30 protein-coding genes and 2 riboswitches are annotated in these 26,527 nt (G+C 42.5%); of the genes, 29 read left to right on the top strand and 1 reads right to left on the bottom strand.

The window, feature by feature from the left end; all coding sequences use genetic code 11:
* Window positions 1-75: 75 nt before the first annotated feature.
* The 14 genes from CSV74_RS15660 (at window position 76) to sufB (ending at window position 11,945) form a co-directional block, all read left to right on the top strand.
* Window positions 76-435, top strand: a complete 360-nt coding sequence (locus CSV74_RS15660; protein WP_099692370.1) for an arsenate reductase family protein — start codon at window positions 76-78, stop codon at window positions 433-435.
* A 76-nt stretch (window positions 436-511) separates the two neighbouring features.
* Window positions 512-892 (top strand): glycine cleavage system protein GcvH, encoded by a 381-nt coding sequence (gene gcvH / locus CSV74_RS15655; RefSeq protein ID WP_029054457.1) that lies wholly within the window; start codon window positions 512-514, stop codon window positions 890-892.
* Between the two features lie 63 nt (window positions 893-955).
* The gene (locus tag CSV74_RS15650; protein WP_199170371.1) at window positions 956-1,309 is read left to right on the top strand and encodes a toprim domain-containing protein; all 354 of its coding nucleotides are present in this window, start codon (window positions 956-958) and stop codon (window positions 1,307-1,309) included.
* Complete coding sequence (locus tag CSV74_RS15645; protein ID WP_099671232.1) at window positions 1,302-1,601, top strand: thioredoxin family protein; 300 nt, start codon at window positions 1,302-1,304, stop codon at window positions 1,599-1,601. Before CSV74_RS15650 ends, CSV74_RS15645 begins: the two co-directional genes overlap by 8 nt.
* 49 nt (window positions 1,602-1,650) lie before the next feature.
* Window positions 1,651-1,756: riboswitch (SAM riboswitch) on the top strand.
* A gap of 497 nt (window positions 1,757-2,253) precedes the next feature.
* Window positions 2,254-3,279 (top strand): methionine ABC transporter ATP-binding protein, encoded by a 1,026-nt coding sequence (locus CSV74_RS15640; RefSeq protein WP_029054453.1) that lies wholly within the window; start codon window positions 2,254-2,256, stop codon window positions 3,277-3,279.
* A complete protein-coding gene (locus tag CSV74_RS15635; RefSeq protein ID WP_029054452.1) occupies window positions 3,272-3,940 on the top strand; it encodes a methionine ABC transporter permease in 669 nt (222 codons plus the stop codon). Before CSV74_RS15640 ends, CSV74_RS15635 begins: the two co-directional genes overlap by 8 nt.
* Before the next feature lie 64 nt (window positions 3,941-4,004).
* A complete protein-coding gene (locus CSV74_RS15630; RefSeq protein WP_029054451.1) occupies window positions 4,005-4,862 on the top strand; it encodes a MetQ/NlpA family ABC transporter substrate-binding protein in 858 nt (285 codons plus the stop codon).
* A 73-nt stretch (window positions 4,863-4,935) separates the two neighbouring features.
* Complete coding sequence (locus tag CSV74_RS16550) at window positions 4,936-5,265, top strand: hypothetical protein (protein WP_143560783.1); 330 nt, start codon at window positions 4,936-4,938, stop codon at window positions 5,263-5,265.
* Window positions 5,266-5,294: 29 nt separating this feature from the next.
* Window positions 5,295-6,476: a dicarboxylate/amino acid:cation symporter gene (locus CSV74_RS15625; protein ID WP_099692369.1), complete on the top strand. Its 1,182-nt coding sequence runs from the start codon at window positions 5,295-5,297 to the stop codon at window positions 6,474-6,476.
* 267 nt (window positions 6,477-6,743) lie between these two features.
* A complete protein-coding gene (gene sufC, locus CSV74_RS15620) occupies window positions 6,744-7,523 on the top strand; it encodes a Fe-S cluster assembly ATPase SufC (RefSeq protein WP_029054448.1) in 780 nt (259 codons plus the stop codon).
* An 18-nt stretch (window positions 7,524-7,541) separates the two neighbouring features.
* Complete coding sequence (sufD, locus tag CSV74_RS15615; RefSeq protein WP_099692368.1) at window positions 7,542-8,849, top strand: Fe-S cluster assembly protein SufD; 1,308 nt, start codon at window positions 7,542-7,544, stop codon at window positions 8,847-8,849.
* Entirely contained in the window at window positions 8,849-10,078 is a 1,230-nt protein-coding gene (locus tag CSV74_RS15610; protein ID WP_099692367.1) for a cysteine desulfurase, read from the top strand. The genes sufD and CSV74_RS15610 overlap by 1 nt, the downstream gene beginning before the upstream one ends.
* Entirely contained in the window at window positions 10,068-10,505 is a 438-nt protein-coding gene (gene sufU / locus CSV74_RS15605; RefSeq protein ID WP_029054445.1) for a Fe-S cluster assembly sulfur transfer protein SufU, read from the top strand. The genes CSV74_RS15610 and sufU overlap by 11 nt, the downstream gene beginning before the upstream one ends.
* A 42-nt stretch (window positions 10,506-10,547) precedes the next feature.
* The gene (gene sufB / locus CSV74_RS15600; protein ID WP_029054444.1) at window positions 10,548-11,945 is read left to right on the top strand and encodes a Fe-S cluster assembly protein SufB; all 1,398 of its coding nucleotides are present in this window, start codon (window positions 10,548-10,550) and stop codon (window positions 11,943-11,945) included.
* 93 nt (window positions 11,946-12,038) lie between these two features.
* Here the strand turns inward: sufB and CSV74_RS15595 are convergent, their stop codons facing one another.
* Window positions 12,039-12,452 (bottom strand): PaaI family thioesterase, encoded by a 414-nt coding sequence (locus tag CSV74_RS15595; protein WP_233190993.1) that lies wholly within the window; start codon window positions 12,450-12,452, stop codon window positions 12,039-12,041.
* Window positions 12,453-12,644: 192 nt separating this feature from the next.
* Between CSV74_RS15595 and CSV74_RS15590 the strand changes: the two genes are divergently transcribed.
* The 15 genes from CSV74_RS15590 (at window position 12,645) to CSV74_RS15520 (ending at window position 26,293) form a co-directional block, all read left to right on the top strand.
* A complete protein-coding gene (locus CSV74_RS15590) occupies window positions 12,645-13,118 on the top strand; it encodes a MarR family winged helix-turn-helix transcriptional regulator (protein ID WP_099692366.1) in 474 nt (157 codons plus the stop codon).
* A 168-nt stretch (window positions 13,119-13,286) separates the two neighbouring features.
* Window positions 13,287-14,267, top strand: coding sequence for an NAD(P)H-dependent flavin oxidoreductase (locus CSV74_RS15585; RefSeq protein WP_099692365.1), 981 nt, complete (start codon window positions 13,287-13,289; stop codon window positions 14,265-14,267).
* A 463-nt stretch (window positions 14,268-14,730) separates the two neighbouring features.
* Entirely contained in the window at window positions 14,731-14,967 is a 237-nt protein-coding gene (locus CSV74_RS15580; protein ID WP_029054440.1) for a glutaredoxin family protein, read from the top strand.
* Window positions 14,968-15,131: 164 nt separating this feature from the next.
* Entirely contained in the window at window positions 15,132-15,485 is a 354-nt protein-coding gene (locus CSV74_RS15575) for a rhodanese-like domain-containing protein (protein ID WP_099692364.1), read from the top strand.
* Window positions 15,486-15,660: 175 nt separating this feature from the next.
* On the top strand, window positions 15,661-16,521 hold the full coding sequence (locus CSV74_RS15570; RefSeq protein WP_099692363.1) for a DUF72 domain-containing protein: 861 nt from the start codon (window positions 15,661-15,663) through the stop codon (window positions 16,519-16,521).
* On the top strand, window positions 16,521-17,345 hold the full coding sequence (locus tag CSV74_RS15565; RefSeq protein WP_099692362.1) for a sulfite exporter TauE/SafE family protein: 825 nt from the start codon (window positions 16,521-16,523) through the stop codon (window positions 17,343-17,345). Before CSV74_RS15570 ends, CSV74_RS15565 begins: the two co-directional genes overlap by 1 nt.
* A 5-nt stretch (window positions 17,346-17,350) precedes the next feature.
* Entirely contained in the window at window positions 17,351-18,730 is a 1,380-nt protein-coding gene (locus CSV74_RS15560) for a bifunctional metallophosphatase/5'-nucleotidase (protein WP_233190995.1), read from the top strand.
* A gap of 48 nt (window positions 18,731-18,778) precedes the next feature.
* Window positions 18,779-19,546 (top strand): sporulation protein YunB, encoded by a 768-nt coding sequence (gene yunB, locus CSV74_RS15555; RefSeq protein WP_029054435.1) that lies wholly within the window; start codon window positions 18,779-18,781, stop codon window positions 19,544-19,546.
* A 54-nt stretch (window positions 19,547-19,600) separates the two neighbouring features.
* Window positions 19,601-19,776, top strand: a riboswitch (Lysine riboswitch).
* Between the two features lie 191 nt (window positions 19,777-19,967).
* Window positions 19,968-21,536: a Na+/H+ antiporter NhaC family protein gene (locus CSV74_RS15545; protein WP_099692360.1), complete on the top strand. Its 1,569-nt coding sequence runs from the start codon at window positions 19,968-19,970 to the stop codon at window positions 21,534-21,536.
* A gap of 160 nt (window positions 21,537-21,696) precedes the next feature.
* Window positions 21,697-23,217, top strand: coding sequence for a sodium-dependent transporter (locus tag CSV74_RS15540; protein WP_099692359.1), 1,521 nt, complete (start codon window positions 21,697-21,699; stop codon window positions 23,215-23,217).
* Window positions 23,218-23,355 carry a methionine/alanine import family NSS transporter small subunit gene (locus CSV74_RS16545; protein WP_232321250.1) on the top strand — a complete coding sequence of 46 codons (138 nt, stop codon included), beginning with the start codon at window positions 23,218-23,220 and terminating at the stop codon, window positions 23,353-23,355.
* 292 nt (window positions 23,356-23,647) lie between these two features.
* Window positions 23,648-24,613 carry a lipoyl synthase gene (gene lipA, locus CSV74_RS15535; protein ID WP_083032970.1) on the top strand — a complete coding sequence of 322 codons (966 nt, stop codon included), beginning with the start codon at window positions 23,648-23,650 and terminating at the stop codon, window positions 24,611-24,613.
* A gap of 18 nt (window positions 24,614-24,631) precedes the next feature.
* Entirely contained in the window at window positions 24,632-24,985 is a 354-nt protein-coding gene (locus CSV74_RS15530; protein WP_099692376.1) for a YutD family protein, read from the top strand.
* Window positions 24,986-25,082: 97 nt separating this feature from the next.
* The gene (locus CSV74_RS15525) at window positions 25,083-25,532 is read left to right on the top strand and encodes a DUF86 domain-containing protein (RefSeq protein ID WP_099692358.1); all 450 of its coding nucleotides are present in this window, start codon (window positions 25,083-25,085) and stop codon (window positions 25,530-25,532) included.
* Window positions 25,529-26,293 carry a TIGR01457 family HAD-type hydrolase gene (locus CSV74_RS15520; protein WP_099692357.1) on the top strand — a complete coding sequence of 255 codons (765 nt, stop codon included), beginning with the start codon at window positions 25,529-25,531 and terminating at the stop codon, window positions 26,291-26,293. The genes CSV74_RS15525 and CSV74_RS15520 overlap by 4 nt, the downstream gene beginning before the upstream one ends.
* The last annotated feature ends 234 nt before the right edge of the window (window positions 26,294-26,527 follow it).

The following is a 26,527-nucleotide window of genomic DNA, read 5'->3' as shown; positions in this document are numbered from 1 at the left end:
AGCAATCAAACACCGCCAAGTTCGCATCAACACCTCTATATTTGCTATACTGAAAAAAAGGAGGGATTGACAATTATGACTATGACATACTACGGCTATCCAAAATGTACCACGTGCCGCAAAGCGAAGAAATGGCTTACGGACGAAGGGATTTCATTCGAAGAAAAGAACATCGCCGAACAACCTCCAAGCGAAAACGAACTACGCAACATGATCGCGAACTCCGGACTCGAAATGAAAAAGTTCTTCAACACAAGCGGTAAGAAATATCGTGAGCTCAACTTAAAAGAAAAACTACCAACCATGACGGACGATGAAAAGATCGCGCTCCTCGCTTCAGACGGAATGCTCATCAAACGCCCAATCGTTTCTGATAACCAAAAAGTGACCGTTGGATTTAATGAAACAACGTTCACAGAAACGTGGAAGAAGTGATCTAGAATCTTGTCTTTATGCGGGAACTATGGCAAACTAAGGGTAGATAAACTATTATATTTTTGGAGGTAACGACATGAGCACACCAAAAGATTTACGTTATTCAGAAGAGCACGAATGGGTAAAAGAAGAAGACGGTAAATACCGTATCGGAATCACACATTTCGCACAGTCTGAACTAGGAGATATCGTATTCGTTGAACTGCCACAAGTGGGCGATCAATTGAAATCAGACGAGCCTTTCGGAAGCGTTGAATCAGTGAAAACGGTTTCTGAATTGTACGCTCCACTTACTGGTAAAGTTGTAGAAGTGAACGAAAACCTTGAAGACAGCCCGGAATTGGTTAACGAATCTCCATACGAAGGTGCATGGATGGTAGTAGTTGAAATCGATAACAAAGCTGAATTGGATGAGTTAATGACAGCTGAGCAGTACGAAGAAATGACAGCTGAATAATATTCTAAAAGAAAAAGCGCTGGAACGTCCTAGCGCTTTTTTTACACGCTAGGAGGAAACAGGATGGACCTGAAAGTTCTCATTGTAGAAGGCGGTTCGGATCGTAAGCGGCTAGTGCCGATCCTTGCAGAGCCTGTAGAGATTCTTTGTACGAATGGCACCATCAGTGCGTATCATATTGAGGAACTGCTTGAACCATACGAGCAACAAGACCTGTTCGTCTTTATGGATGCGGACACCTCAGGTGAGTCCATTCGGAAGCTGTTCAAACAACTGTATCCAGAAGCGCGACATTTATATACGGATCGTCTCTACCGCGAAGTAGAAACGACGCCCATTAAACTATTGGCTAGCATTTTAGCTGCCGCCAATTTTAAAGTACATTCCAAATACTTGGCAGGTGGACCACATGAATAATTGGACAATTGAAGACTGGCAACGTGCACAGGCGGCAGAGCAAGTAGCCGCTTTTTATTTATATACACCGATGTGCGGAACGTGTGCAGTCGCTTCAAAAATGCTCACGGTGATCGAGACAATGTGTCCGAAATTACCGATTGGAAAGGCAGACTTGAATTACGTGCAGGAAATCGCAATAGAATATGAGGTGGAAAGTGTCCCTTGTTTACTCATTCAGCGCAAAGGACAGCCTTTAGAAAAGATTTACGCCTTTCAATCCGTCCCGTACTTGCTAGAGAAGCTCAGTTGACAATAGATATAAAAGTATGGTATAAGTAGTTAATCAATTGAATACGTAACTCTTATAAAGAGCGGTGGAGGGAAGTGCCCTATGAAGCCCGGCAACCGTCACGTTTGTGAAATGGTGCCAATTCACTCAAAGCCTAACGCTTTGATAGATGAGAGAAATGGTAACGTACATAACTACATACGTTCGGCCTTTCTGCTTGTCTGCAGGAAGGCTTTTTTTATTCTAAAGCGGAAAGCGCCGTGTAGGCTCGACAGGCGTTGGAAGACTTATCACAAAGGCGTTCTTTGCCTTTTTGGAAAGTCTGAAACGACCCGAGAGCCTGGCGCTTGCAGCTGGATGAAACAAAAGCGGAAGATGCCGTTTAGCTCCGACAGGCGTTGGAGGACTTACCACAAAGGCGTTCTTTGCCTTTTTGGAAAGTCTGAAACGACCCGAGAGCCTGGCGCTTGCAGCTGGATGAAACAAAAGCGGAAGATGCCGTTTAGCTCCGACAGGCGTTGGAGGACTTACCCCAAAGGCGCACTTTGCCTTTTTGGAAAGTTTGAAACGACCCGAGGAGCTGGCATCTGCAGCTGGATGAAACAAAAGCGGAAAGCGCAATGTAGCTTTCTAAAACACATAATGAAAAGACTTAATAAAGGTGGTGCGGAAAATGATTCAACTAACAAACGTTCATAAAAGATTCCAATTGAACCGTTCAGAAATTGTCGCAGTAGATGATGTGACATTAGCCATCGAAGAGGGAGAAATTTTCGGCGTCATCGGATATAGTGGGGCAGGGAAAAGTACATTAATTCGACTATTGAACGGTCTTGAAACACCTACGTCCGGTAGTATTATGATTCACGGACAAGAAATGACGACATTGAAAGGTGCTGGCCTTCGCAATGCGCGTCAGAAAATCAGTATGATTTTCCAGCACTTTAACTTACTGTGGTCAAGAACAGTAGAAGAGAATATTATGTTTCCTCTTGAAATTGCTGGCGTGAAGAAATCGGCACGTAAGCAAAAAGTGAAGGAATTGATTGATCTCGTTGGACTGACAGGCCGTGAGCAGGCGTATCCATCGCAGTTATCAGGTGGTCAGAAGCAACGTGTCGGTATTGCGCGCGCGCTTGCAAATGATCCCGAAGTATTACTTTGTGATGAAGCAACGTCCGCACTCGATCCTGAGACGACGAATGCGATTCTGGATTTATTGACGGATATTAATGAACGTCTTGGATTAACAATCGTTTTGATTACGCATGAAATGCACGTCATCCGAAAGATCTGTCATCGCGTGGCGGTCATGGAAGCCGGGCAAGTCGTGGAAGCGGGCAATGTGCTGGATGTTTTCCAATCCCCTCAAGCGGATATTACGAAGCGTTTCATATCGCAGGTGACCGATACAGGCGATACGGACGCAGCGATGGCGCATTTACAGGAAGAGTCACCGCATGGCAAGTTGATCAAGTTAGCTTTCATTGGCGAACGTACAGAGCAGCCAGTGCTTGCTGAATTAATTCGTACATTCTCAATCGATGTCAACATCGTGCAAGGGAATATTTCGACGACACGTGACGGCGCATACGGCACACTTGTCTTGCAACTAGTAGGGGACGCGGCAGTTATAGAGGAAGCCATTGCGTTCCTAGACGCCAATGAAGTGAAGACGGAGGTGCTGATCCATGATTGAGCAATGGTTCCCGAACGTTAACTGGGATAAAATGTGGCAAGCAACGGGCGAGACGCTTTATATGTCTGCCTACTCAACGGTCTTCACGTTTATTTTTGGTATTGCACTCGGTCTGTTATTGTTTTTAACAAATCCGGGTCAGTTATGGGCAAATAAAATCACGAATGTCTTTACAGGCGCATTCGTAAATATATTCCGATCGATACCTTTTATTATTTTGATTATTTTATTGTTACCTTTGACGAATTTATTAATAGGCAGCATGCGTGGACCGAATGCCGCATTGCCAGCATTAATCATTGGCGCAGCTCCGTTTTATGGCCGCATGGTACTCATAGCATTGCAGGAAATCGATAAAGGGGTGATCGAAGCGGCGCGTTCAATGGGTGCTAAAACATCTACGATCATTTTTAAAGTATTGTTACCAGAATCCATGCCGGCACTCGTGTCAGGTATTACAGTGACGTCAATTGCACTTGTCGGCTACACAGCAATGGCCGGGGTAATCGGTGCTGGAGGACTCGGTACGCTCGCGTATCTCGAAGGGTTTCAGCGTAACCGTGGGGATGTTACAATGATGGCGACAATATTAGTACTAGTCATCGTGTTTATCATTCAGTTTATAGGTGATTTCATTGTGAAACGTTTGGACAAGCGATAATAGGATTTTCAGGATAACCTGTTAACCATAAAACATTCCATCATGGAGAGGGAGAAATGTGGATATGAAGAAGTTTTTATTCGGTCTATTCGCAGCCGTACTAGTGCTTGCGCTGGCAGCTTGTGGAACAAAAGACGAGGGTAGTAAGGATAATGGGGCAACAGATGTAGATGATGCAGAAAAAGGCGAGAAAACGTCGTTGACAGTCGGTGCATCTAATACACCGCACGCGGTAATCTTAGAAGAAGCTAAGCCGTTATTAGCTGCAAAAGGCTATGATTTAACAATAGAGAGTTACACAGACTATGTACTGCCAAACAAAGATTTGGACGAAGGTACAATCGACGCGAACTATTTCCAACACATTCCGTATCTAGAGAGCCAAATGGCTGATTTCGGTTATGACTTTGTCAATGCGGGTGCAATCCACATCGAGCCAATCGGTGTGTACTCAAAGAAATATGATTCATTGGAAGATCTTCCGGACGGCGCAACGATCTTAATCAGTAACTCTGTTGCAGACCACGGCCGAGTACTTGCTATGCTTGAAGAAAAAGGATTGATCAAGCTAGCTGACGACGTAGAAAAAGTGAAAGCTGAAGTAGACGATATTGTAGAAAATCCTAAGAACTTGGAGTTTGACGCAAACTACGAAGCAGCATTAATGCCTCAGTTGTATAACAACGACGAAGGCGACGCATTGTTGATCAACTCCAACTACGCTATCGATGCAGGCTTGAATCCAATGGAAGATTCCATCGCATTGGAAGATAAAGAGTCTCCATATGTTAACGTAATTGCGGTGAAGAGCGGTAACGAAGACAGCGATGCAATCCAAGCATTGGTAGAAGTACTGACTTCAGAGCAAATTCAAGAATTCATCTTGAACGAGTGGTCTGGATCAGTCGTTCCCGTACAATAATAAGGTGAGGGTCGGTAGCTATTATAGCTGCCGGCTTTTTTTATTTGGATAAATGGTGTGTGGAGTGGTTTGGTTGCTCAATGTTGGGAGTTATCCGCTCAATGTTGTGGGCGGAGTGCTCAATGTGCTCTGCAATCCGCTCAATCCACTGAGCTATCCGCTCAACCCCGCGCGTGAACCGCTCAATCCACTAGGCTATCCGCTCAATCCCACGCTTGAACCGCTCAATCCCGCGCGTGAACCGCTCAATCCGCTGAGCTATCCGCTCAACCCGCAAAGCTATCCGCTCAATCCCCCAGACAACCCACCCCATCCCCCAACACACAAGAAAAATATTAAGAAAATCCAAACAAAATCTTCTTTATTCTTTCGACTTGTGATAAAGTTAATTTTGTTTGAGTAATACATATGTGTATTTGAGGAGGACGTATTGTGAAGTTTAAATTAGGACTCATTTGGCGAATTTTGATCGCCATTGGGTTAGCGATCGGGCTTGGCTTACTATTGCCGATGATCCACGAAGGGTTCGCACTCTGGTTCGTTCGTTTAGCGGCCACTTTTAATATGTTGTTCGGTGGATTCTTGAACTTTATTGTTCCGCTGATCATCATCGCATTTATCGCACCGAGTATTGCAAAGCTTGGGGCAGGTTCAGGGAAATTACTTGGAATGTCTGCTGCTTTTGCGTATGGCTCTACGGTTATTGCGGGATTGCTTGCGTATTTTGCAGCAACAACTATTTTACCGAACTTCATTAATCCAACGACGAAGACGGATATTGCAGACGGCGCACGTAAAGCGGGAGAAGCGTTCTTCAAAATGGAAATGGATCCGATGATGGGAATCATGACCGCTTTGCTAATGGCATTTCTACTTGGAATCGGGATGGCAGCGATTAAAGGGAAGACGATGATGTCGTTCTTCGATGAGTTTAATTTAATTATCGATAAAGTTATTTCTGTCGTAATTATTCCGTTATTACCATTTCATATTTTCGGGATCTTCCTGAATATGACGTATACAGGCGAAGTGGCGAATGTACTTTCTGTTTTTGTATTTGTTTTCATCATGATCATTATTCTTCACTTGATTATGCTGACATTCCAGTACACAGTGGCGGGTTCATTGAACAAACGTAATCCGTTCGTGTTAATGAAAACGATGCTACCTGCGTATTTGACAGCTATCGGAACGCAGTCTTCTGCGGCCACGATTCCAGTTACGCTTCGTCAGGCGAAAAAGACGGGTGCTTCAGAACGAGTAACGAACTTCGCGGTTCCGTTATTCGCAACGATCCACTTGTCAGGTAGCACGATTACGATCGTCTCTTGTTCCATCGGGGTTATGATGATGAACGGCCTAGATGTTAGTTTTGGTCCGTATTTACAATTCATTTTCATGCTAGGTGTTGCGATGATCGCGGCTCCAGGTGTGCCGGGTGGTGCAGTTGTTGCGGCAACTGGACTTCTAACGACTATGCTAGGATTCACGGATGGCATGGTAGCATTGATGATCGCGCTGTATTTAGCACAAGATAGTTTCGGAACAGCAACAAACGTAACGGGTGACGGTGCGCTTGCGATGATCGTCGACCGTTTCACTAAAAAAATGTAAAGTAGTAGTAAAGTCGGTTACTTAACCGGCTTTTTTGCTGTCTAATTCTTATGTACTAAGCTCTGATTGATTCTCACTCACTAGTTGTCAAATGAAAAACAAATATCTTGAAAAATATACCTAGCCCTGTAGTAGCAATAGAATTAGCCAATATGTGTAATGATTCTTAAAGATTTGCAACCAACTCGAATATGGGTTAAGATTAGAATGATACTAAATAGAGAATGGATCATAACCATTCAACGCGATTATACTGGAGGTATTGGAATGGCAATTTTGGAAATTAAAGATCTTCATGTCCGAATTGAGGACAAAGAAATCTTAAAGGGTGTTACCTTAACAATAAATACAAATGAGATCCATGCAATTATGGGTCCCAATGGTACGGGGAAATCTACGCTTGCAGCAGCAATCATGGGTCACCCGAAATATGAAGTAACTTCTGGATCGATCTTACTCGATGGAGAAGATGTATTAGCAATGGAAGTAGATGAGCGTGCGAGAGCTGGTCTATTCCTAGCGATGCAATATCCAAGTGAAATCACTGGCGTAACGAACGCGGATTTCCTACGTTCTGGAGTAAACGCACGTCGTGAAGAAGGCGATGAAATTTCTTTGATGAAGTTCATTCGTGAAATGGATAGCAAGATGGAAGTTCTTGAAATGGAAGAAGATATGGCAACTCGTTATTTGAACGAAGGTTTCTCAGGTGGAGAGAAAAAGCGTAATGAAATTCTCCAGTTAATGATGTTGAAGCCAAAATTCGCAGTACTTGACGAGATTGACTCGGGTCTAGATATCGACGCATTGAAAATTGTTTCTAAGGGTATCAATCAAATGCGCGGTGAAGGCTTCGGTTGCTTAATCATCACTCACTACCAGCGTTTGCTCGACTATATCACGCCAGATCACGTGCATATCATTATGCAAGGTAAAATCGTTAAAACTGGTGGACCAGAATTAGCGAAGAAACTTGAAGAGCAAGGATATGACTGGATTAAAGAAGAACTAGGTATTGAAGACGAAACTGTTGGACAAGAAGCATAAGAAAGGGGACGACTCAAAATGACGGTTGAAACAACATTGGCATTGACCGAACAAGACGTCCGCTCTTATTCCGCAAAAGTGGAGGAAGCTGCTTGGATGGCAGATTTTCGTTCGAATGCTCTAGCGAAAGCTGAAGTGCTCGAAATGCCAAAACCAGATAAAACTAAAATTACAAAGTGGAATTTCACGGAATTCCCTTCACATACAGTTGAAAGCTCGATCTTCGCTGGGTTGGAAGAATTACCGACTGAAGCGAAAGCATTGATCGATGACGAACAACAACAAAATATTTACGTGCAGCACAATAACACACCTGCATACCTTGCGTTGTCGGAAGATTTGAAGTCAAAAGGCGTTATTATGACGGATATCTTTACGGCATCACGCGAACACAGTGAGTTGTTACAGAAATACTTGATGACTGACGGTGTCAAAGTGGACGAGCATAAATTAACAGCTCTTCACGCTGCGCTGATCAACGGTGGAGTATTTGTCTACGTACCTAAAAACGTAGTAATCGAAGATCCACTACAAGTACTTTTCATTCATTCTAACGAAGAAGCATCATTATTTAACCACGTAGTACTTGTCGCAGAAGAAAACAGTCAAGTAACATACGTGGAAAGCTATCTTTCTACAGTAGAGCATGCAGAAACTCAAGCGAACATTGTATCTGAAGTATTTGCTATGGCGAATGCGAAAATTGTCTACGGATCAGTCGACGAATTAGCAGAAGGTATGACAACTTATGTCAACCGTCGCGGTGTTACTGGACCTCACGCACGCATTGAGTGGGCGCTTGGTCTAATGAACGACAGCAATACGATTTCTGAAAACATCACGCATTTAGTCGGAGACGGCTCATCTAGTGATATGAAATCCGTAGTGGTTGGACGCGGTAGCCAGAAACAAAACTTTACTTCTGAAATCGTGCACTGGGGACTTGATACAGACGGTTTCATCTTGAAGCACGGTGTAATGAAAGAAAACTCTACTGCGATCTTTAACGGAATTGGACGTATTGCTAAAGGTGCAACTCGTTCAAACGCAGTGCAAGAGTCCCGTATTCTCATGCTAGGCGAAAGAGGACGTGGAGACGCGAACCCGATTTTGCTTATCGATGAAAATGATGTAACAGCAGGTCACGCAGCTTCAGTAGGACGTGTAGATCCACTTCAAATGTTCTATCTAATGAGCCGTGGTATTTCACAAGAAGAAGCAGAACGCCTCATCATTCATGGTTTCTTAGCTCCAGTTGTTAGCAAATTGCCAATCGCAGGAGTTAGAAAACAATTGACGGAGGTTATTGAAAGGAAAGTGCGCTAATGCTCAGCAAAGACATCCGCAATCATTTCCCTATATTAGACCAAGAAATCAATGGACATCCTCTAGTTTACTTGGATAGCGCTGCCACTTCACAAAAGCCTGTTCAAGTAATTGAGACACTGGATCGCTATTATCGCTTTGATAACTCCAACGTTCACCGTGGTGTGCATACACTTGGAAATCGTGCGACTGATGGTTATGAAGGTGCTCGTGAGAAAGTTCGTAAATTTATTAATGCCAAATCCACGCAAGAAGTAATCTTCATGCGTGGTACAACAACAGCTATTAACACCGTTGCGCAAAGCTATGGCCGTGCCAATGTCTCGGAAGGTGACGAGATCGTCATTACACATATGGAGCACCACTCCAATATTATTCCGTGGCAGCAGCTCGCTAAAGAAACTGGCGCAGTGTTAAAATATATCGATTTAGAAGAAGACGGTACATTATCACTTAATAAAGTACGGGAAACCATTACAGACAAAACGAAAATCGTTTCCATCATGTATGTTTCCAACGTTCTCGGCACGATGAATCCGATTGAAGAAATCACAAAAATTGCCCATCAACATGGGGCAGTGATGTGTGTAGATGCTGCACAAGCAGCTCCACATTTGAAAATTGATGTACAGAATCTAGATTGCGACTTCCTTGCATTTTCCGGACACAAAATGTGTGGACCTACCGGTATCGGCGTCCTCTACGGTAAAAAGGATTTACTCAATAATATGGAACCCATTGAATTCGGTGGCGAGATGATTGATTTTGTCGGACTATATGAATCCACTTGGAAAGAGTTGCCTTGGAAATTTGAAGGCGGCACACCTATTATTGCAGGAGCTATTGGGCTCGGTGCAGCCATCGACTTCTTGGAAGAAATCGGTTTGGACGCAATCGAACAGCATGAACACGAACTAGCTGGTTATGCTATGGATAAAATGTCTGAAATCGACGGCTTGACCATTTATGGTCCAAGAGATCCCGACAAGCGCGCAGGATTGGTCACATTTAACTTGGATGACGTCCATCCTCACGATGTTGCAACTGTACTTGATATGAATGGTATAGCTGTTCGTGCAGGTCACCATTGTGCACAACCATTGATGAAATGGCTACAAGTTTCTTCAACAGCGCGTGCTAGCTTCTATCTTTACAACACCACTGATGACGTAGATCGCCTCGTGGAAGGACTTCGCACAACAAAGGAGTATTTTAACGATGTCTACTAATAAACTAGACCAACTTTATCGTTCTGTAATCATGGAGCATTATAAACACCCGAAAAACAAAGGCGTCTTGGAAAATGGAAATGTCACGATCGACATGAACAATCCAACTTGTGGTGATGTCATCCGATTAACGATGAACGTAGAAGATGACATCGTAAAAGACGTCAATTTTGAAGGAGAAGGATGTTCCATTTCCATGGCATCCGCTTCCATGATGACACAGATGATCAAAGGTATGACAACAGAAGAGGCAGTGAAGTTAGCTCATTCATTTTCAGATATGATGTTAGGTAAAGATTTGGACGAGTCGATTGAGCTCGATGACCTTGAAGCACTTTCGGGTGTCGCGCAATTCCCTGCCCGAATTAAATGTGCAACATTGAGCTGGAAGGCGATGGAAAAGGGAGTCTCTGGCGAGTCGCAATGACCTTGGCCATAGTACGAGCAAGTATGGAACGGAGGAATAATAATGGCAAAACAAATGCCGGAAATCGGCGATTACAAATATGGTTTCCATGATAAAGACGTTTCCGTGTTCCGTTCAGAACGTGGATTGACACGTGAAATTGTTGAAGAAATTTCTAGTATGAAGGAAGAACCACAGTGGATGTTGGATTATCGTTTGAAATCCTTGGAGATTTTCTACAGTAAGCCTATGCCGCAGTGGGGTGGCGACTTGAATTCATTGAACTTTGATGAAATCACGTACTACGTTAAACCTTCAGAAGCAACGGAAACTTCATGGGATGAAGTACCAGAAGAAATCAAGCGTACGTTTGATAAACTCGGTATTCCTGAAGCAGAACAAAAATACTTGGCGGGTGTATCTGCACAGTATGAATCTGAAGTGGTTTACCACAATATGAAAGAAGAACTAACAGATCTAGGCATTGTCTTTAAAGACACAGATTCTGCACTTCGTGAAAACGAAGAATTGTTCAAACAATATTGGGGTACAGTAATTCCGAACTCAGACAATAAGTTCTCAGCATTAAACTCTGCTGTATGGTCTGGTGGATCATTTATCTATGTACCACCTGGTATAACAGTAGAAACACCGCTACAAGCATATTTCCGTATTAACTCAGAAAATATGGGACAGTTTGAGCGTACGCTAATCATCGTAGACGAAGGCGCAAGCGTTCACTACGTAGAAGGTTGTACAGCACCTGTTTACACAACAAACTCACTACACAGTGCGGTTGTTGAAATTATCATTAAAAAAGATGCATATTGCCGTTACACGACGATCCAAAACTGGGCGAACAACGTCTACAACTTGGTAACGAAGCGTGCAGTATGTGAAGAAAATGCGACAATGGAATGGATTGATGGCAACATTGGTTCGAAATTGACGATGAAGTACCCTGCAGTTCTTCTAAAAGGCGAAGGCTCACGTGGTCTGACTCTATCCATCGCATTAGCAGGTAAAGGACAGCACCAGGATGCCGGAGCGAAAATGATGCACTTGGCACCTAACACGTCTTCTACTATTGTTTCAAAATCAATCTCTCAACACGGTGGAAAAGTAACGTATCGCGGAGTTGTTCACTTCGGACGTAACGCGGACGGAGCTCGTGCCAACATTGAGTGTGACACGTTGATCATGGATAAGCTATCTACTTCTGATACGATTCCGTACAATGAAATCTTGAATAACAACATTTCATTGGAACACGAAGCAAAAGTATCAAAAGTTTCCGAGGAGCAGCTCTTCTATTTGATGAGCCGTGGTATTCCTGAATTGGAAGCAACAGAAATGATCGTTATGGGCTTCATCGAGCCATTCACAAAAGAACTACCGATGGAATATGCGGTAGAGATGAACCGTTTGATCAAGTTCGAGATGGAAGGTTCAATCGGATAAAACAACAAAACCCTGTTCGCATCTACAAGATGCGGCAGGGTTTTTTCTTGTGTAGAAATAGTCTATTGCGGTTTACATGTTTCGTGGTGTACCTTATCTTTTCTCCACAACAGCAATCGTGCATCTAGAAATACTGATTAATTTCCCTTCTTCATCTGTGATCTGGATATCCCAAACCATCGATGTGCGTCCTTTGTGGAAAGGAACAGCGGTAGCGGTAACAACGCCATCTTTTTTACCTCGTATATGATTCGCATTGATTTCCAGTCCCACTGGATAATGTGTCTCGGGATTTAGGTTTAGGGCAGCCGCAATGCTGGCAGCTGTTTCAGCAAGTGCTACGGAAGCACCTCCATGCAGTAATCCCATAGGTTGAACAGTTTTCGGTCCGACTGGCATTTCACATACGACTTTATCACGATCTAGTTCTTTAAAGGTAATTCCCAATGCACCGATTAGTGTCTGCTCCAGGTCAATACCGTCTAATAAATTAAGTTCTTTCATCATCTTTTCAACCTCCATTTCCATGATATACTTCTACTACATGTATATACATATAATTGAAGCATACTTCTAAGTACATCTAGAAATCCAACTTTAATATTAGTACGCGTACATGTACACTAGTATAAAATAGGATAAACTGTCAAGGATCGTTAAAAATTTAGCTATCTTCATTTCAATGGAAGGGTGGACATCATGAAAAAAGATTTAGATCAGGAGCAAGCCAATTATATTATTGACGTGTGTGCCAGTGCTAACCTCCGCACGGTATCCGGTTCACTTACGCAACTGTACAATCATCTGTTGAAACCTACTGGATTAAAAATCACCCAATATTATATGCTAGGCAATATTTATACATCGCCTGATATTTCGATTAGTAAATTAGGCGAGATGATGTTGCTGGATCAAACGACCGTTACGCGTAATTTGAATATATTAAACGAAGCCGGATATGTGCAGATCAAGAGAGCAGAACAGGACACGAGAACAAAAGTAGTCACGATAACAAATTTAGGGTACGAGAAATTAAATGATGCTACGCCTATTTGGCTACACGTACAGGAACAAATTGAAGGATCTATCGGCAAAGCGGAGTATATGGATTTACTGGATAAATTGGGCGCATTACAGAGAGTGATAGACGAAGTTAAACGTTCATCGACATAAAAATGAATCTTCATTCATAAATTGATTGACAACTCAAAAAAATCAAGTAAAATACATGTATATACATGTGTTGGTGATTTGGTAGTTTTGAAGAGGAGATTCTGTACGTTCTTCACAGAAATACACTGAACACATTTTGAAAGCGCTTACGATAAAAGGAGAGTGTGTATGATGAATGTAGTAGAATTGAAAAAGAGTATGAGTCTTCCGGTGATTGCCTCCCCGATGTTCATTATTAGTAATCCTAAGACGGTGATTGAGCAGTGTAAAGCAGGAGTAATCGGTTCTATGCCATCTCTGAACGCAAGACCGGTTGCACAATTCGAAGAGTGGTTGATCGAGATTACAGAAGCGTTAGCAGATTATAATGCAAAGAATCCTACGAAACCAGCTGCACCATTTGCGATCAACCAAATCGTTCATCGATCCAATGAACGATTGCAAGAAGATATGGCGCTTTGTGTGAAATATAAAGTTCCCATCATTATTACTTCGCTAGGTGCGAGAGAAGACGTCTATGAGGCTGCGCATAGTTACGGTGGAATTGTTTTGCATGATGTCATCAATAATATGTTCGCGAAAAAAGCAATTGAAAAAGGGGCAGATGGTTTAATCGCGATAGCGGCAGGAGCAGGAGGGCACGCGGGTCCGAAAAGTCCATTTGCGCTCATTCAAGAAATTCGGGAATGGTTTGATGGACCACTAGCACTTGGAGGTTCTATAGCAACAGGCGGAAGCGTGTTGGCAGCTGAAGCAATGGGTGCAGACTTTGCGTACATCGGGTCGCCATTCATTGCCACTGAAGAAGCAAGGGCAGTTGAAGAATATAAACAGGCAATTTTAGACGCAACTTCGGATGATATTGTGTACAGTAATTATTTCACAGGAGTACACGGAAATTATTTAGCTACGTCCATCCGAGCTTCGGGTTTAGATCCGGATAACTTGCCGGAAAGTGATCCAAGTAAAATGAACTTCGGTGGAGATACAGGTCAAAAAGCTTGGAAAGATATTTGGGGCTGTGGTCAAGGAATTGGTATTATCGATAAAGTACAACCTACAAAAGATTATGTCGCACAATTAGCACAGCAATATAATGAGGCAAAAAATAAGTTGGTAGGAGATAGAGTGAACACAGCGAGCAGATAATGTAAATGAAAAACAAGTATGTCTATTCAGACACGCTTGTTTTTTATTTGCCCATAAGTGGTTGTGAATAGAATATGTTTCCATGCGATTGGTTTTAAATCATTTATCGCGATCTCTTGATAGGTGAATTCTACATCTGATTGGAGTTGTTCAAATAAGGAGAGAGTTTTGTTATGTGTTTTCGATAAAGAACTAGTTTGCTGGCACATAATGTCCTGTTTACTTTCAATAGAAGACAAGCGCTTATTAGTCAGTTGCTATCTCTTTTTCATATCTGACGTTTCTGTATGTAGGACATCGACATGAGACTTGAGCGCATAAATATCCGACTTATTCTTAAAGACTTCTGTTTTAATACATTTCATAAAAGAAAAATGCCATCCTAATGCTAAATCAATTCGTTGATTTTATACCTATAGGGGTATATAATCAATATATAAACGAACAGAAAGGAGTTTTTTACATGTCTGAAAAAGCAACCGTATATGTATCATCTACTTGTCCTTATTGCACAATGATGACGAATTATCTAGATGAAATCCATGTACCTTATGAAACGATCAATGTTTCTACAAATCCTGCAGAGGGAGAGCGACTGATGGAAATAACAGGACAGATGGGTGTTCCACAAACACAGTTGAATGGTAAATGGATTATTGGCTTTGATCCAGCAAGTATTCACGCTGCACTGGACGCATGAATAAATTCAAACAAATGTTATTCAACCGAAGCTGCACAATCCAATCAGCAGAAGATATGGAAAAGAAATTATTTCCGCGCTTTTGTATCGGCAATATAGCATTTGCGGTGATGGGTATCATTCTCGTCATCATAGAATGGACTCACCAATAGGAGGCGCCACATATGGGATGGATCATCATAGCACTTCTCGTCGGCTTAGTAGTTTGGCGATTGAAGCCTGCAAAAGGTGTGCAAACAATTTCGACTGAACAATTAAAAGATAGACTTAAAGATCAAAACGTCCAGTTGATCGATGTACGTTCACCGGCTGAATATAAAGGACGCCATATAAAGCAATTTAAGAATATCCCATTGAATGTGCTTTCGAATAAAATGGGAACGTTGAAGAAAGATCAAGAAGTCATTGTGATCTGTCAAAGCGGCATGCGCAGTTCGAATGCGGCAGGCCAGTTGAAAAAAGCAGGATTCGTGAAGGTAACGAATGTACGCGGTGGAATGAGCGCGTGGCAAGGTTAATTATAGACGTAGCGTTTCGGGAATCATTTCTCGAGACGCTTTTTTATTTGGAAATGATATCGATATGATTAAGCTCAATATTGAAAATACTAAAACCGAGTTAGAGAGTACGATTTTTCCGAAAATACATAAGATATGATACACTAAGCTAAAGATAAAAGGAGGAGGGCTTTTCATGATCCATGTTGGCCTGACAGGGTGGGGAGACCATCCAAGCCTATATAATGAGAATACAGTTGCGAATAAAAAACTTATAGATTATAGTAAACACTTTCCAATTGTTGAGTTGGATTCGACGTTTTATGCGATACAATCAAAGAAAGTAATGGATAAGTGGACAGAGGAAACGCCCGCAAATTTCCAATTTGTAGTGAAAGCGTATCAGGGCATCACGGGCCATCAGCGTGGGAAGATCCCGTATGATTCTGAAGAAGAGATGTTCTCATTGTTTAAGCTGTCGCTGACGTCGTTTGTTGAGGCGGGAAAGCTTGCGATGGTACTTGTGCAGTTTCCACCTTGGTTTGATTGCAAGAAGGAAAACGTGGACCGCATTCGCTATGTGCATGAACAATTACAGCCGTTGCCAATTGCAGTAGAATTTCGTAATCAAACATGGTATTCTCCAGCGTATAAAGAGAAAACACTCAATTTTCTGAAGAGCTTACATGTCATCCATGTGGTCTGTGATGAGCCACAAGTAGGGGATGGAAGTGTGCCGCTAGTTCCGATTGCGACTGACCAGAAAGTTTTATTACGTCTCCACGGGCGCAATGATAAAGGTTGGGTCAATACGATGGGGGATAGTAAAGCGTGGCGTAAAGTTCGCTATCTGTATGATTATAATGAAAAAGAGTTAGAGAGTATGAGTGAAATCGTTAAACATCTGGAGAAACAGGCTGAAGAAGTGTTTGTCATCTTTAATAATAACTCCGGTCAGCATGCAGCGAAGAACGCCAAACAATTTGCAGGACTACTCAACATAGAATACGGTCAGCCTCTCACTAAGCAGATGGATTTATTTGAGGGGGATCAGTAATGGAATTTGTAGCACTCGCCTTAATTGGTTTGGCCTCCGGCATTATCGGTTCGATTGCCGGTCTTGGCGGCGGAACAATTCTGGTCCCTGTCACGTTATTTGTCGGATTAAATCTTGGGATGATTCCAGATATTACTCCGCAAAGTGTAGTGGGCTTGTCGGTCATTATGATGATTGCGAATGGACTTGGATCGACACTGTCCTATATGAAAGTGAGGACGATTGATTATCGCAGTGCATTTCTATTTTTCACTGCAAGTATACCAGGTATCGTAATCGGTGCGTTGGTTAATAAAAACGTAAGTTTGCAATCATTTAATTTATATTTTGGCATATTGCTCATAGTTTTATCTACACTGTTACTAACGAGAAAATATTTGAAGCCGATTAGATGGTTTGTAGACAATGGGAAAAAGATTAAATTTACGGACCCTCAAGGTCAAACGCATATTTATGGATACCCGATTTGGTTCGCCATCCTATTAGCATTATTTATCGGATTTACGTCGGGGTTATTCGGAATCGGTGGCGGTACGATGATCGTGCCAGCTATGATTTTATTATTCTTGTTCCCACCGCACGTAGCGGTCGCGACATCGATGCTTATGGTGTTTTTATCCGCACTCGTCAACTCGATTTCGCATATTTCACTCGGTCATGTGCCGTGGCTCTATACGATTCCTGTCGTGCCAGGAGCCTATTTCGGTGGAATGCTTGGAGCCTATTTAAACAGCAAAATGAAATCCGATACATTAGTTTTAGTCATACGCATCATTTTACTCGTCTTTGGACTACGTTCCATCTATGAGGGGATTTGGGGTTGACAAATATGGAAGAAACGGTAGAGACGATTCACATTTATCATACGAATGACATCCATAGTCATTTCGAAAATTGGCCGCAAATCCATCACTTTCTTCAGCAGCGCAAGCAACAAGCTGAAGCCGATGGAGAGTGTTATTTTTTATTTGATATAGGAGACCATATTGACCGATCTCATCCGTTTACCGAAGGAACAGAAGGTAAAGGAAATATCGAATTATTAAATAAAGCAGGATACGACGCAGTGACAATTGGAAATAATGAAGGAATCACCATGTCTAAGGAAGCGCTGAATATAGTATATGAAGATGCAAAATTTGATGTAGTGCTCTGCAATCTGACAGAATTAGACGGTAAGCTGCCATACTGGGCGAAGATGTCTAAAGTATTTGAGACCACAGATGGTGTGCGTATCGGTGTCATAGGTGCCACAGCACCATACTACGCCTTTTATGACCAACTCGGCTGGAGCGTAGCTGAACCGCACGCAGCGTTGCAGGAGGTGGCACGAAACTTGCGTACCCAATGCGATGTCATCGTTTGTCTCTCTCACTTAGGAATCAATGAAGATCGTCTATTGGCTGCGCAATGCCCAGAGATCGATGTTATTTTAGGCGCACATACGCATCATTTGTTGCCAAATGGCGAGTGGATTGACGACACGCTACTTGCGGCAGCAGAGAAGTTCGGTCATTATGTCGGTCATGTCCAAATCGATGTAGACCGTATGACAGGTCAAGTCGTTCATATGAAAGCAGAAGTTTTTCCAACACAGCTCATGGAAATGACAGAAGAAGATATGGAAGAAGTGAATTCCTTATTTGCTAAAGGAGAAGAAACGTTGCAAGTGCCAGTGTTTTACAATCCTTCACCTTTATCACAGCGTCTTACAGGAGACAGTCCATTATCCTCGCTTTTTGGCCGTGCGTTACTGACGTATCTGGATGCCGACTGCGCGTTATTCAACGCAGGAATTTTCCTTGGTAGTTTAGATAAAGGTTGGGTGACAAAAGGGGATTTGCACTCCTTATTACCTCATCCAATCAATCCGTGCCTTATTCATTTGGATGGTACTGATTTATTGACGGTCTACGAGCAGTCACTTGATCCAAAGTGGACAAAACTTCCGATAAAAGGTCTAGGTTTTCGCGGCACACTGATGGGCAGCATGATACATGAGCACTTATACCGTAACAATGACGGACAATTATTCGCGGGAAACCGTTTGGTGGAGCCAGGTGAGATGTATACGTTGGCAACACTTGATATGTTCACGTTTGGCTTTTTCTATCCAATACTAAAAGAAGCGAAGAAGGAATATATCATGCCAGAAATGCTTCGCGATATTCTCGGTTGGTATGGAAGAAAATATTTCAATGAACGCTAGTTATGTACGCCTCCTATTTTGCATAATGTGAAGTAGGAGGCGTTTTTTATGCGGTTTTATACGAATCAAAAACGGCCAAAGAGAAATAATTATGGCAAAATCGTACTGCGCTTTGTCATCCCGAGCATTTTGGTGGGTGTGGCGATATTTTTCTATACGGTCAACAAACAGTTAACGCCAATCTACACACAATATGCTGAAGTACAAACGCAAAAAATAGCCAGCCACGTCATCAGTCAAGCCATTAATAATCGGTCTACCAGTGTGTACGATGTCAATGAAATTATCGAAAACGTCCCCGATGATACGACAGATACGGTGACGACCAAGTTTAACGCAGAAATCATTAGCCAGGTCATGTCAGAAATTCATCAGCTCGTAGAAAATCATTTAGAGCGTGCAGAAGGCGGAGACTTGGATATGTTACCGCCACTCGGAGATCTCGAGTATAATCCCGATCGGATGGAAAAAGAACAAGGTATTGTATTTTTCGTTCCGATTGGGCAAGCGGCGAATATCCCGTTGCTCGGTAACTTGGGACCGAAAATTCCTATTCGCTTCCATGTCGTTGGAGATGTGCACGCGACAGTAGAAACAGATATTCGTGAATTTGGCATCAATAATGCTTATGTAGAAGTGTATTTAATGTTACAAGTCAATGTGCAGATTATTGTTCCGCTAGCAACAAGTAGAAGTGTTATAGAGCAGAAAATACCGATTGCGATTGGTTTGATTAGAGGGAAGGTACCACAAATTTATTCGAAAGGAGAGCAAACGCCAGCACAAATCGAAGTTCCGCTTGAGAAGAAGGAGTAAAAGGTATTGTGAACGCTGTCGATTATTGCTACACTGAGAATAGAAGAATATCGAGACTTACGTAGAGGCTGCATTGTTTATGAGTACCTAGCGAGAGAGTGACATCTATGACCGCGAGCGAAAGGAGGCAATGCCGAAGTTTGAGAAGAGTCCGCTTCTCAAGTTGGGGTCATTTCGAAAAGGAATGACACTGTCATACACTGATAAATGTATGGAGAGCTACAGTAGCCAATTGTACTGCGATTTATTCATGTATTGCTTGATGAATTGGTTGGCCGACCCCTACACACATGTTAGTGCCTGTGGGGGCGGCTTTTTTATCGGGAAATTAAGGAATTACAGGATATTATGGGCTTTCCACTCTTCGAAAGATCTTCTGCATTTCGATATCATCTAGCAACTAGAAAGAGGAGGAATTACAATGATCGGATCGTGGATCTCTATTTTGCCTCCTATTATCGCCATCGTGATGGTGTTAGCGACGAGGAGAGTATTATTATCATTAGGAGCAGGAATTGTTACAGCCGCTTTACTTTTAGCGAACTTTGCTCCGTTAGAGACATTAAAAGGTGTATGGAGGGCCATGACAGTTTCATTTTATGATGGAGGACTCAATACATACAATATATTTATTATGTTATTTCTATTATTATTAGGTGTCATTACGGCATTCGTCAGTCTATCTGGAGGAAGCGCCGCATTTGCACGTTGGGCAGTCACTCGTATCCGTACAAAACGTGGAGCGAAGCTGTTGACGATGGGACTTGGAATTGCCATTTTTGTGGATGACTATTTCAATTCCTTGGCAGTTGGACAGATTGCAAGACCGATTACGGATCAGCACAAGATCTCTCGGGCGAAATTAGCGTATTTCATTGACTCTACATCAGCACCCATCTGTGTCGTATCACCCATCTCTAGTTGGGGCGCGTTCTTGATTGGACAACTTGCACTTATTCTAGGTACGACAGCAGCGGTCAGCTATTCACCATTAACTGCTTTCGTCATGATGGCGCCGATGAACTTCTATGTTATTGCCACATTGTCCATGGTCTTCTTCTTCGCTTGGACGAATAATGACTTCTTTGAAATGAAGAAGCATGAAGATCGTGCTATGTTTGAAGGCGAACTTTATGACCAAAATAAAGAAATCCCAGGTCAGCTGAAAGAAGAATTCCCTGAGCATACGTACGGAAAAGTTCGCGATTTAGTTGCACCGATCGTAACGTTGATTGCGGTAACGCTTGGTATGATGATTTATACAGGCTATAAAGAAGCGGGCGTTTTCGATATTTGGGCTATTTTTGAAAATACCGATGTACCGTTTTCGTTGGTAATTGGTGGTGTAACGGCTACATTGCTAGCTATGTTGTTATATATTCTACAAATGAAAAAGAACGAAACAGCAAGTGTTTCATGGATGGGACGCGCGTTTATTAGTGGAGTCAAGGCGATGATGCCTGCAATTCTCATCTTAATCTTCGCTTGGGGATTGACTGACTTAATAGCTTCCCTAGATACAGGTCTATTCCTTTCTACGATGGTAGAACGAATGAATATTCCCGTCACTTTCCTTCCAGTACTGATCTTCGTATTAGCAGGATTAATGGCGTTCTCGACGGGTACTTCGTGGGGATCTTTCGGTATCTTAATGCCGATAGCAGGTACGATCATGGTCAATGCGGCTCCAGAGTTACTATTACCAGCATTGTCGGCGGTACTTGCAGGTGCGGTATTCGGAGATCACTGTTCACCGATATCTGATACGACGATCCTGTCTTCTACTGGAGCAGGCTGTAACCATATGGATCACGTAGCCACACAGTTGCCTTATGCGTTGGTCGCAGCTAGTGTAGCAGTAATAGGGTACATCGTTCTCGGGCTGACTGGGTCTGTCTGGATCGGCTTAGTAGCTGTTATTATTACCTTAATAGTTTTATTTACGTACTTGAGTGCAAAAGGAAAGCAACGAGCAGGACAAATAGCATAGTTTACCATTTAGACTAAGAGTGATAATTACTTCATTCTTAGTCTAAATTTGTTTTGACATCTCTAATTGGGCTGTTTATACTAAATATACGGAACTACAATTATCAGAATAAATTGAATGGTGAAAGTTTTGTAAAATAACAAAAAAAGAGGTGAGTTGTATGGAAAATCGTTCACAGTGGGGAACGAGAGCAGGTTTTATACTGGCTGCAGTCGGATCAGCTATTGGACTTGGGAACATTTGGCGCTTTCCTTATGTAGCGTATGAAAATGGCGGCGGTGCATTTTTTATCCCGTACTTATTTGCACTTTTAACGGCAGGTATTCCGATTCTTATCATGGAATTCACGATTGGTCATAAATATCGTGGATCAGCTCCGCTTTCATTTTTCCGTCTGAATGGGAAAAAGACGGAGTTTCTAGGCTGGTGGGGAATCTTTGTATCCTTCGTCATTTCTACCTACTATGCTGTCATCATTGCATGGGCCATGAAATATACGGTCTATTCATTCGGCTTATCATGGGGGAAAGATCCAGAAGCATTCTTCTTCGGCGACGTCCTGAACTTAGCGGATAATCCTGGGGAAGTTGGAGGACTCGTAGGTGGCGTGGCATTGCCATTACTGCTCGTCTGGGTCATTTGTTACATCATACTACTTGGTGGAGTCAAGAAAGGGATTGAGTTGGCGAACCGGATATTTATACCTGTACTTTTCTTACTCTTCTTATTCGTCGTCATCCGTGCAATCACACTGGATGGAGCCATGGTAGGACTAGATGCATTCTTTAAACCTGATGTCGATAAGTTACTCAACCCGCGTGTATGGGTTGCAGCGTACGGACATATCTTCTTCAGTTTATCAATCGCGTTTGCTATCATGATCACGTATTCTAGTTACTTACCGAAGAAATCAGATATTACAAATAACGCCTTTATTACAGGCTTCGCCAACTCTTCTGTTGAGTTACTGGCAGGTATCGGAGTCTTCGCAGTATTAGGATTCATGGCAACTAATCAAGGAGTAGATGTAGCAGACGTAGCTACTGCAGGTGTAGGGCTTGCGTTCGTCGTATTCCCTGAAATTATTAATCAAATGCCAGGGTTAAATGGACTGTTCGGTGCATTCTTCTTCCTGTCACTGACGCTTGCCGGAATTACATCACTCATCTCGATTTGTGAAACGTACATCGCGGGTATGTCAGACAAGTTTAACATGTCAAGACGTCGTTCAGTTACGATCGGAGTCGGACTGTCAGCAGTCATCTCCATGCTGTATGCAACGAATGGCGGTTTATACTTCTTGGACGTGGCGGATTACTTCATTAACCAATTCGGTATCGCAGTCATCGGTCTGGTCGAGGTCATCTTACTAGCTTGGGTGTTCAGAAAACTTGGACTGTTCGAGCAACATGCCAATGCAGTATCAGATATTCGTCTTGGCTGGTGGTGGAAAGTATCGTTATCATTCATCACACCGCTAGTATTGGGAACTATGTTATTCTTCCTAATTAAAGACAATATTGCAGAAAACTATGAAGGATATCCAACATCGTTCTTATGGACAATTGGATGGCCGGTTGCAATTGGTGCGTTTGTCATGTCGATCGTTTTCACATCACTAAAATGGAAAGACAACACAAGAATTACATCAGATTATGATGAAAATAAAGGGGGGCTATAAATGGATACAGGAATGAGCGGTTCTGCCATCCTCATGATGCTACTCGGCGTAACGATCATCTGGGGCGGTCTATTTATTAGCATCTTTTATGCTACGATCCTCAGTAAGTTCAAAAAGAAATTCAAAACCGAACAGTAAACGATGTACACTTGCAGCCAGATAGTTGGTTGCAAGTGTTTTTTTGTTGTGAATTACTATTTGGGAAAGGGGAGTGCACCGTTGATCGGCGCTGCAGGAGGATGCTTAAGCAAAGGAAGGGGTCAATGCCACATGTATAAAAAAATCATCCACCGCTGCAACGGAAATCCAAAATCAGTCACCATATTCCAAATTTCTACTCGCTTACCTAATTGCTTGCAATGTGTGTCAACTATAATTGAAGGTTATCTGAATTTATGTTACATTGACATGAGTAGAATCTATCAACAGAATGGAGTCGGTAGCGTTGTCATGCAAACCTGAGACAGGAAGAAAATCTGAGCATATTAGAAAGCCGGATTGGCTGAAAATTAAGCTAAATACCAACGAGAACTATACAGGTTTAAAGAAATTAATGCGCGAGAAAAACTTGAATACAGTATGTGAAGAAGCACGTTGCCCGAACATTCATGAGTGCTGGGGCGAGCGACGTACAGCTACCTTTATGATCCTAGGTGCTGTGTGTACGCGTGCATGTCGTTTCTGTGCAGTAAAAACAGGTTTACCTAATGAACTTGACACCGCTGAACCGGAACGCGTAGCGGAATCAGTTGAATTGATGAATTTGAAACATGCTGTGGTCACTGCCGTAGCACGCGATGATTTGAAAGACGGAGGATCTGCTATTTTCGCGGAAACCATTCGTGCGATACGCAGAAAAAACCCATTTACTACTATTGAAGTACTACCTTCGGATATGGGTGGAGATAAAGAAAACTTGCAACGTTTGATGGATGCAAAACCAGATATTTTAAATCATAATATCGAAACCGTACGCCGTCTAACGCCAAGAATTCGTGCACGTGCAACATATGATCGTTCACTTGAATTACTCCAACGTGCAAAAGAAATGTATCCTGAAATCCCGACGAAGTCTTCATTAATGGTTGGACTTGGAGAAACAGTAGAAGAAATTATTGAGACTATGGATGATCTGCGTGCACACGACGTAGACATCATGACAATTGGTCAATACTTGCAACCAACAAAAAAACACGCTAAAGTAGTAAAATATTATTCGCCCGATGAGTTTGGTGAATTGCGTAAAATTGCAATGACTAAAGGATTCTCCCATTGTGAGGCGGGGCCGCTTGTGCGTTCAAGCTACCATGCAGACGAGCAAGTTAATGCTTCGGCTAAAGAGAGACAGCGCCAAGGTGACGAACTGCTGAAACTTGAAGGACAAGCGAGCAGTTAAATGGAAGTGAAGCAGAGAATGGTTATTTTAGAGAATATGCAGTATGAAATTGCAGAAGAGTTTCGCGATGGTTTCGATGAAGAAGCCTTGAATGAACGCTTTAGCGAAGTACTGTTAAAGTATGACTTTATTTTGGGTGACTGGGGGTATGGTCAATTACGATTAAAAGGCTTTTTTGAAGATCGTAATTCCAAATCCACATATGAAACAAAAATCAGTACCGTCCAAGATTATATTTATGAATACTGTAATTTCGGTTGTGCGTATTTCATCTTGAAAAAGATCGGAAAAGTACAACCGGAGCCAAAAGAAGTGGAAGTTGTAGAGGAAGTAAATCCTGAAAGAACATCTACTCCAAAAGAGGAACAATAAAAATGAAAGCTTCGAGCAAAATTGCTCGGAGCTTTCATTCGTTTTGCAATAAATATGGTAAGATAGAAGTATGAAGTATATGAGGAGGAAGAACATTATGTATTTTGTAGATCAAAATCAAATTAATAAAACGTTAGTGTATATGGAGCAGTTACTCGATATTTTTGAAAAGGAAACAAACTGGCTACAAAGCGATGTAAATAAGCTAGCTGTAGAGCGAATTGCGCATGGCTTGATTGAAGGAATCATTGATGTAGGGAATTCTATGATCGACGGATTCATCATGCGTGATCCGGGAAGTTACGACGATATTATCGACATTCTTGAAGATGAAAAAGTCATTCAACCTGAGCAAGCTCTTCCTTTAAAAGCATTCATTTCACTACGTCCAATGATTGTCCGCCAATTCGTGGAAGTCGATTCAGATAAAGTAGTACTATCAATTCGCGAGACACGTAACGAACTACAACAATTCCCGGGACAAGTTCGAGATTACTTAACCAATGAATTAGGCCCAGTCTCAGCGTTTCTTCCGACTGAACGATGAGACACTATAAAGCTTATTGCTTCGATTTGGACGGCACGATGTATCGCGGTAGTGAACCTATTCAAGAAGCTGTAGATTTCGTTGCAGCGTGTCAAGCTGAAGGTAAAGGAACGTATTTTATTACGAATAACGCGGCTCTGACACGTACTGCTCAACAGAAGAAACTAGCGGATTTTGGTGTGAATACAGAAGTGGATTTCATCATGAATTCTGCTACGACATTGGCCCGTTATTGCAAACAGCATTTTGAAGGTGCGCATGTCATGATGATTGGTGAAGAAGGATTGCGTGAAGCGCTAGAACTTGAGAATATCCATATCACCACGACGAATCCTGATGTCGTTTTAATGGGACTTGATCGTCAGGTTACATACAATAAACTCGCGGATGCTTGTTTAGCGATACGTAACGGTGCTCATTTCTTAGGTACCAATTCAGACATCAAATTCCCGACTGAAACAGGATTAGTTCCAGCCAACGGTTCTTTCCTTAAATTGATGGAAGTGGCGACTGATACAAAGCCGCTCATCGTAGGAAAACCAGAGCCGCATATGTTGGAGTTTATCCGACAGCAAGGGATGTACGAGAAAGAAGACATGATTTTGATTGGCGATAATTACGATACGGATATTATGGCGGGTATTCGCTATGGTATTGATACGGCGTATGTCGCAACAGGGGTCACGCCTATGGAAGAAGTGCTGAAGAAGGCGCAGCAACCAACTTATTTGCTGAATTCGCTTGCGGATTGGCTTAAGTAATATGGAGCCATCTCAGGAACCGTAACGTTACGGCTTCTGAGATGGCTTTTTTGTTTAGGATAGCTGTAGAGACTAGGCTAGCAGGCTGTTGGAGTGGGGATTTGCGCTTCGGAGGGGACGCGTTCCTGAGGGCTCGCGGTGAGCCAACTAGGTCGCTGCGCTCCCTTTAGTTGTCTCACCTGTCGAGCTGATCCTCTAGGAGTCGCCCCTCCTACGCGCCAATCCCTTACAATT

Origin of the sequence: Sporosarcina sp. P19, assembly GCF_002743165.1 — a bacterium.
In the GTDB taxonomy this organism is placed as follows: domain Bacteria; phylum Bacillota; class Bacilli; order Bacillales_A; family Planococcaceae; genus Sporosarcina; species Sporosarcina ureae.
This window is presented reverse-complemented; position numbering and strand designations above follow the sequence as displayed.

Excerpts from the sequence above, each read along its gene's own strand:
- CSV74_RS15595 (WP_233190993.1), bottom strand. The coding sequence starts at position 12,452 with ATGATGAAAGAACTTAATTTATTAGACGGTATTGACCTGGAGCAGACA.
- CSV74_RS15590 (WP_099692366.1), top strand. The coding sequence starts at position 12,645 with ATGAAAAAAGATTTAGATCAGGAGCAAGCCAATTATATTATTGACGTG.
- sufB (WP_029054444.1), top strand. The coding sequence starts at position 10,548 with ATGGCAAAACAAATGCCGGAAATCGGCGATTACAAATATGGTTTCCAT.
- CSV74_RS15545 (WP_099692360.1), top strand. The coding sequence starts at position 19,968 with ATGATCGGATCGTGGATCTCTATTTTGCCTCCTATTATCGCCATCGTG.
- gcvH (WP_029054457.1), top strand. The coding sequence starts at position 512 with ATGAGCACACCAAAAGATTTACGTTATTCAGAAGAGCACGAATGGGTA.
- CSV74_RS15610 (WP_099692367.1), top strand. The coding sequence starts at position 8,849 with ATGCTCAGCAAAGACATCCGCAATCATTTCCCTATATTAGACCAAGAA.
- CSV74_RS15525 (WP_099692358.1), top strand. The coding sequence starts at position 25,083 with ATGTATTTTGTAGATCAAAATCAAATTAATAAAACGTTAGTGTATATG.
- CSV74_RS15640 (WP_029054453.1), top strand. The coding sequence starts at position 2,254 with ATGATTCAACTAACAAACGTTCATAAAAGATTCCAATTGAACCGTTCA.
- CSV74_RS15635 (WP_029054452.1), top strand. The coding sequence starts at position 3,272 with ATGATTGAGCAATGGTTCCCGAACGTTAACTGGGATAAAATGTGGCAA.
- lipA (WP_083032970.1), top strand. The coding sequence starts at position 23,648 with ATGGAGTCGGTAGCGTTGTCATGCAAACCTGAGACAGGAAGAAAATCT.
- CSV74_RS15530 (WP_099692376.1), top strand. The coding sequence starts at position 24,632 with ATGGTTATTTTAGAGAATATGCAGTATGAAATTGCAGAAGAGTTTCGC.
- CSV74_RS15580 (WP_029054440.1), top strand. The coding sequence starts at position 14,731 with ATGTCTGAAAAAGCAACCGTATATGTATCATCTACTTGTCCTTATTGC.
- CSV74_RS16545 (WP_232321250.1), top strand. The coding sequence starts at position 23,218 with ATGGATACAGGAATGAGCGGTTCTGCCATCCTCATGATGCTACTCGGC.
- CSV74_RS15645 (WP_099671232.1), top strand. The coding sequence starts at position 1,302 with ATGAATAATTGGACAATTGAAGACTGGCAACGTGCACAGGCGGCAGAG.
- CSV74_RS15660 (WP_099692370.1), top strand. The coding sequence starts at position 76 with ATGACTATGACATACTACGGCTATCCAAAATGTACCACGTGCCGCAAA.
- CSV74_RS15570 (WP_099692363.1), top strand. The coding sequence starts at position 15,661 with ATGATCCATGTTGGCCTGACAGGGTGGGGAGACCATCCAAGCCTATAT.
- sufD (WP_099692368.1), top strand. The coding sequence starts at position 7,542 with ATGACGGTTGAAACAACATTGGCATTGACCGAACAAGACGTCCGCTCT.
- CSV74_RS15560 (WP_233190995.1), top strand. The coding sequence starts at position 17,351 with ATGGAAGAAACGGTAGAGACGATTCACATTTATCATACGAATGACATC.
- CSV74_RS15585 (WP_099692365.1), top strand. The coding sequence starts at position 13,287 with ATGATGAATGTAGTAGAATTGAAAAAGAGTATGAGTCTTCCGGTGATT.
- CSV74_RS15575 (WP_099692364.1), top strand. The coding sequence starts at position 15,132 with ATGGGATGGATCATCATAGCACTTCTCGTCGGCTTAGTAGTTTGGCGA.
- sufU (WP_029054445.1), top strand. The coding sequence starts at position 10,068 with ATGTCTACTAATAAACTAGACCAACTTTATCGTTCTGTAATCATGGAG.
- CSV74_RS15650 (WP_199170371.1), top strand. The coding sequence starts at position 956 with ATGGACCTGAAAGTTCTCATTGTAGAAGGCGGTTCGGATCGTAAGCGG.
- CSV74_RS15520 (WP_099692357.1), top strand. The coding sequence starts at position 25,529 with ATGAGACACTATAAAGCTTATTGCTTCGATTTGGACGGCACGATGTAT.
- CSV74_RS15630 (WP_029054451.1), top strand. The coding sequence starts at position 4,005 with ATGAAGAAGTTTTTATTCGGTCTATTCGCAGCCGTACTAGTGCTTGCG.
- CSV74_RS15565 (WP_099692362.1), top strand. The coding sequence starts at position 16,521 with ATGGAATTTGTAGCACTCGCCTTAATTGGTTTGGCCTCCGGCATTATC.
- sufC (WP_029054448.1), top strand. The coding sequence starts at position 6,744 with ATGGCAATTTTGGAAATTAAAGATCTTCATGTCCGAATTGAGGACAAA.
- yunB (WP_029054435.1), top strand. The coding sequence starts at position 18,779 with ATGCGGTTTTATACGAATCAAAAACGGCCAAAGAGAAATAATTATGGC.
- CSV74_RS15540 (WP_099692359.1), top strand. The coding sequence starts at position 21,697 with ATGGAAAATCGTTCACAGTGGGGAACGAGAGCAGGTTTTATACTGGCT.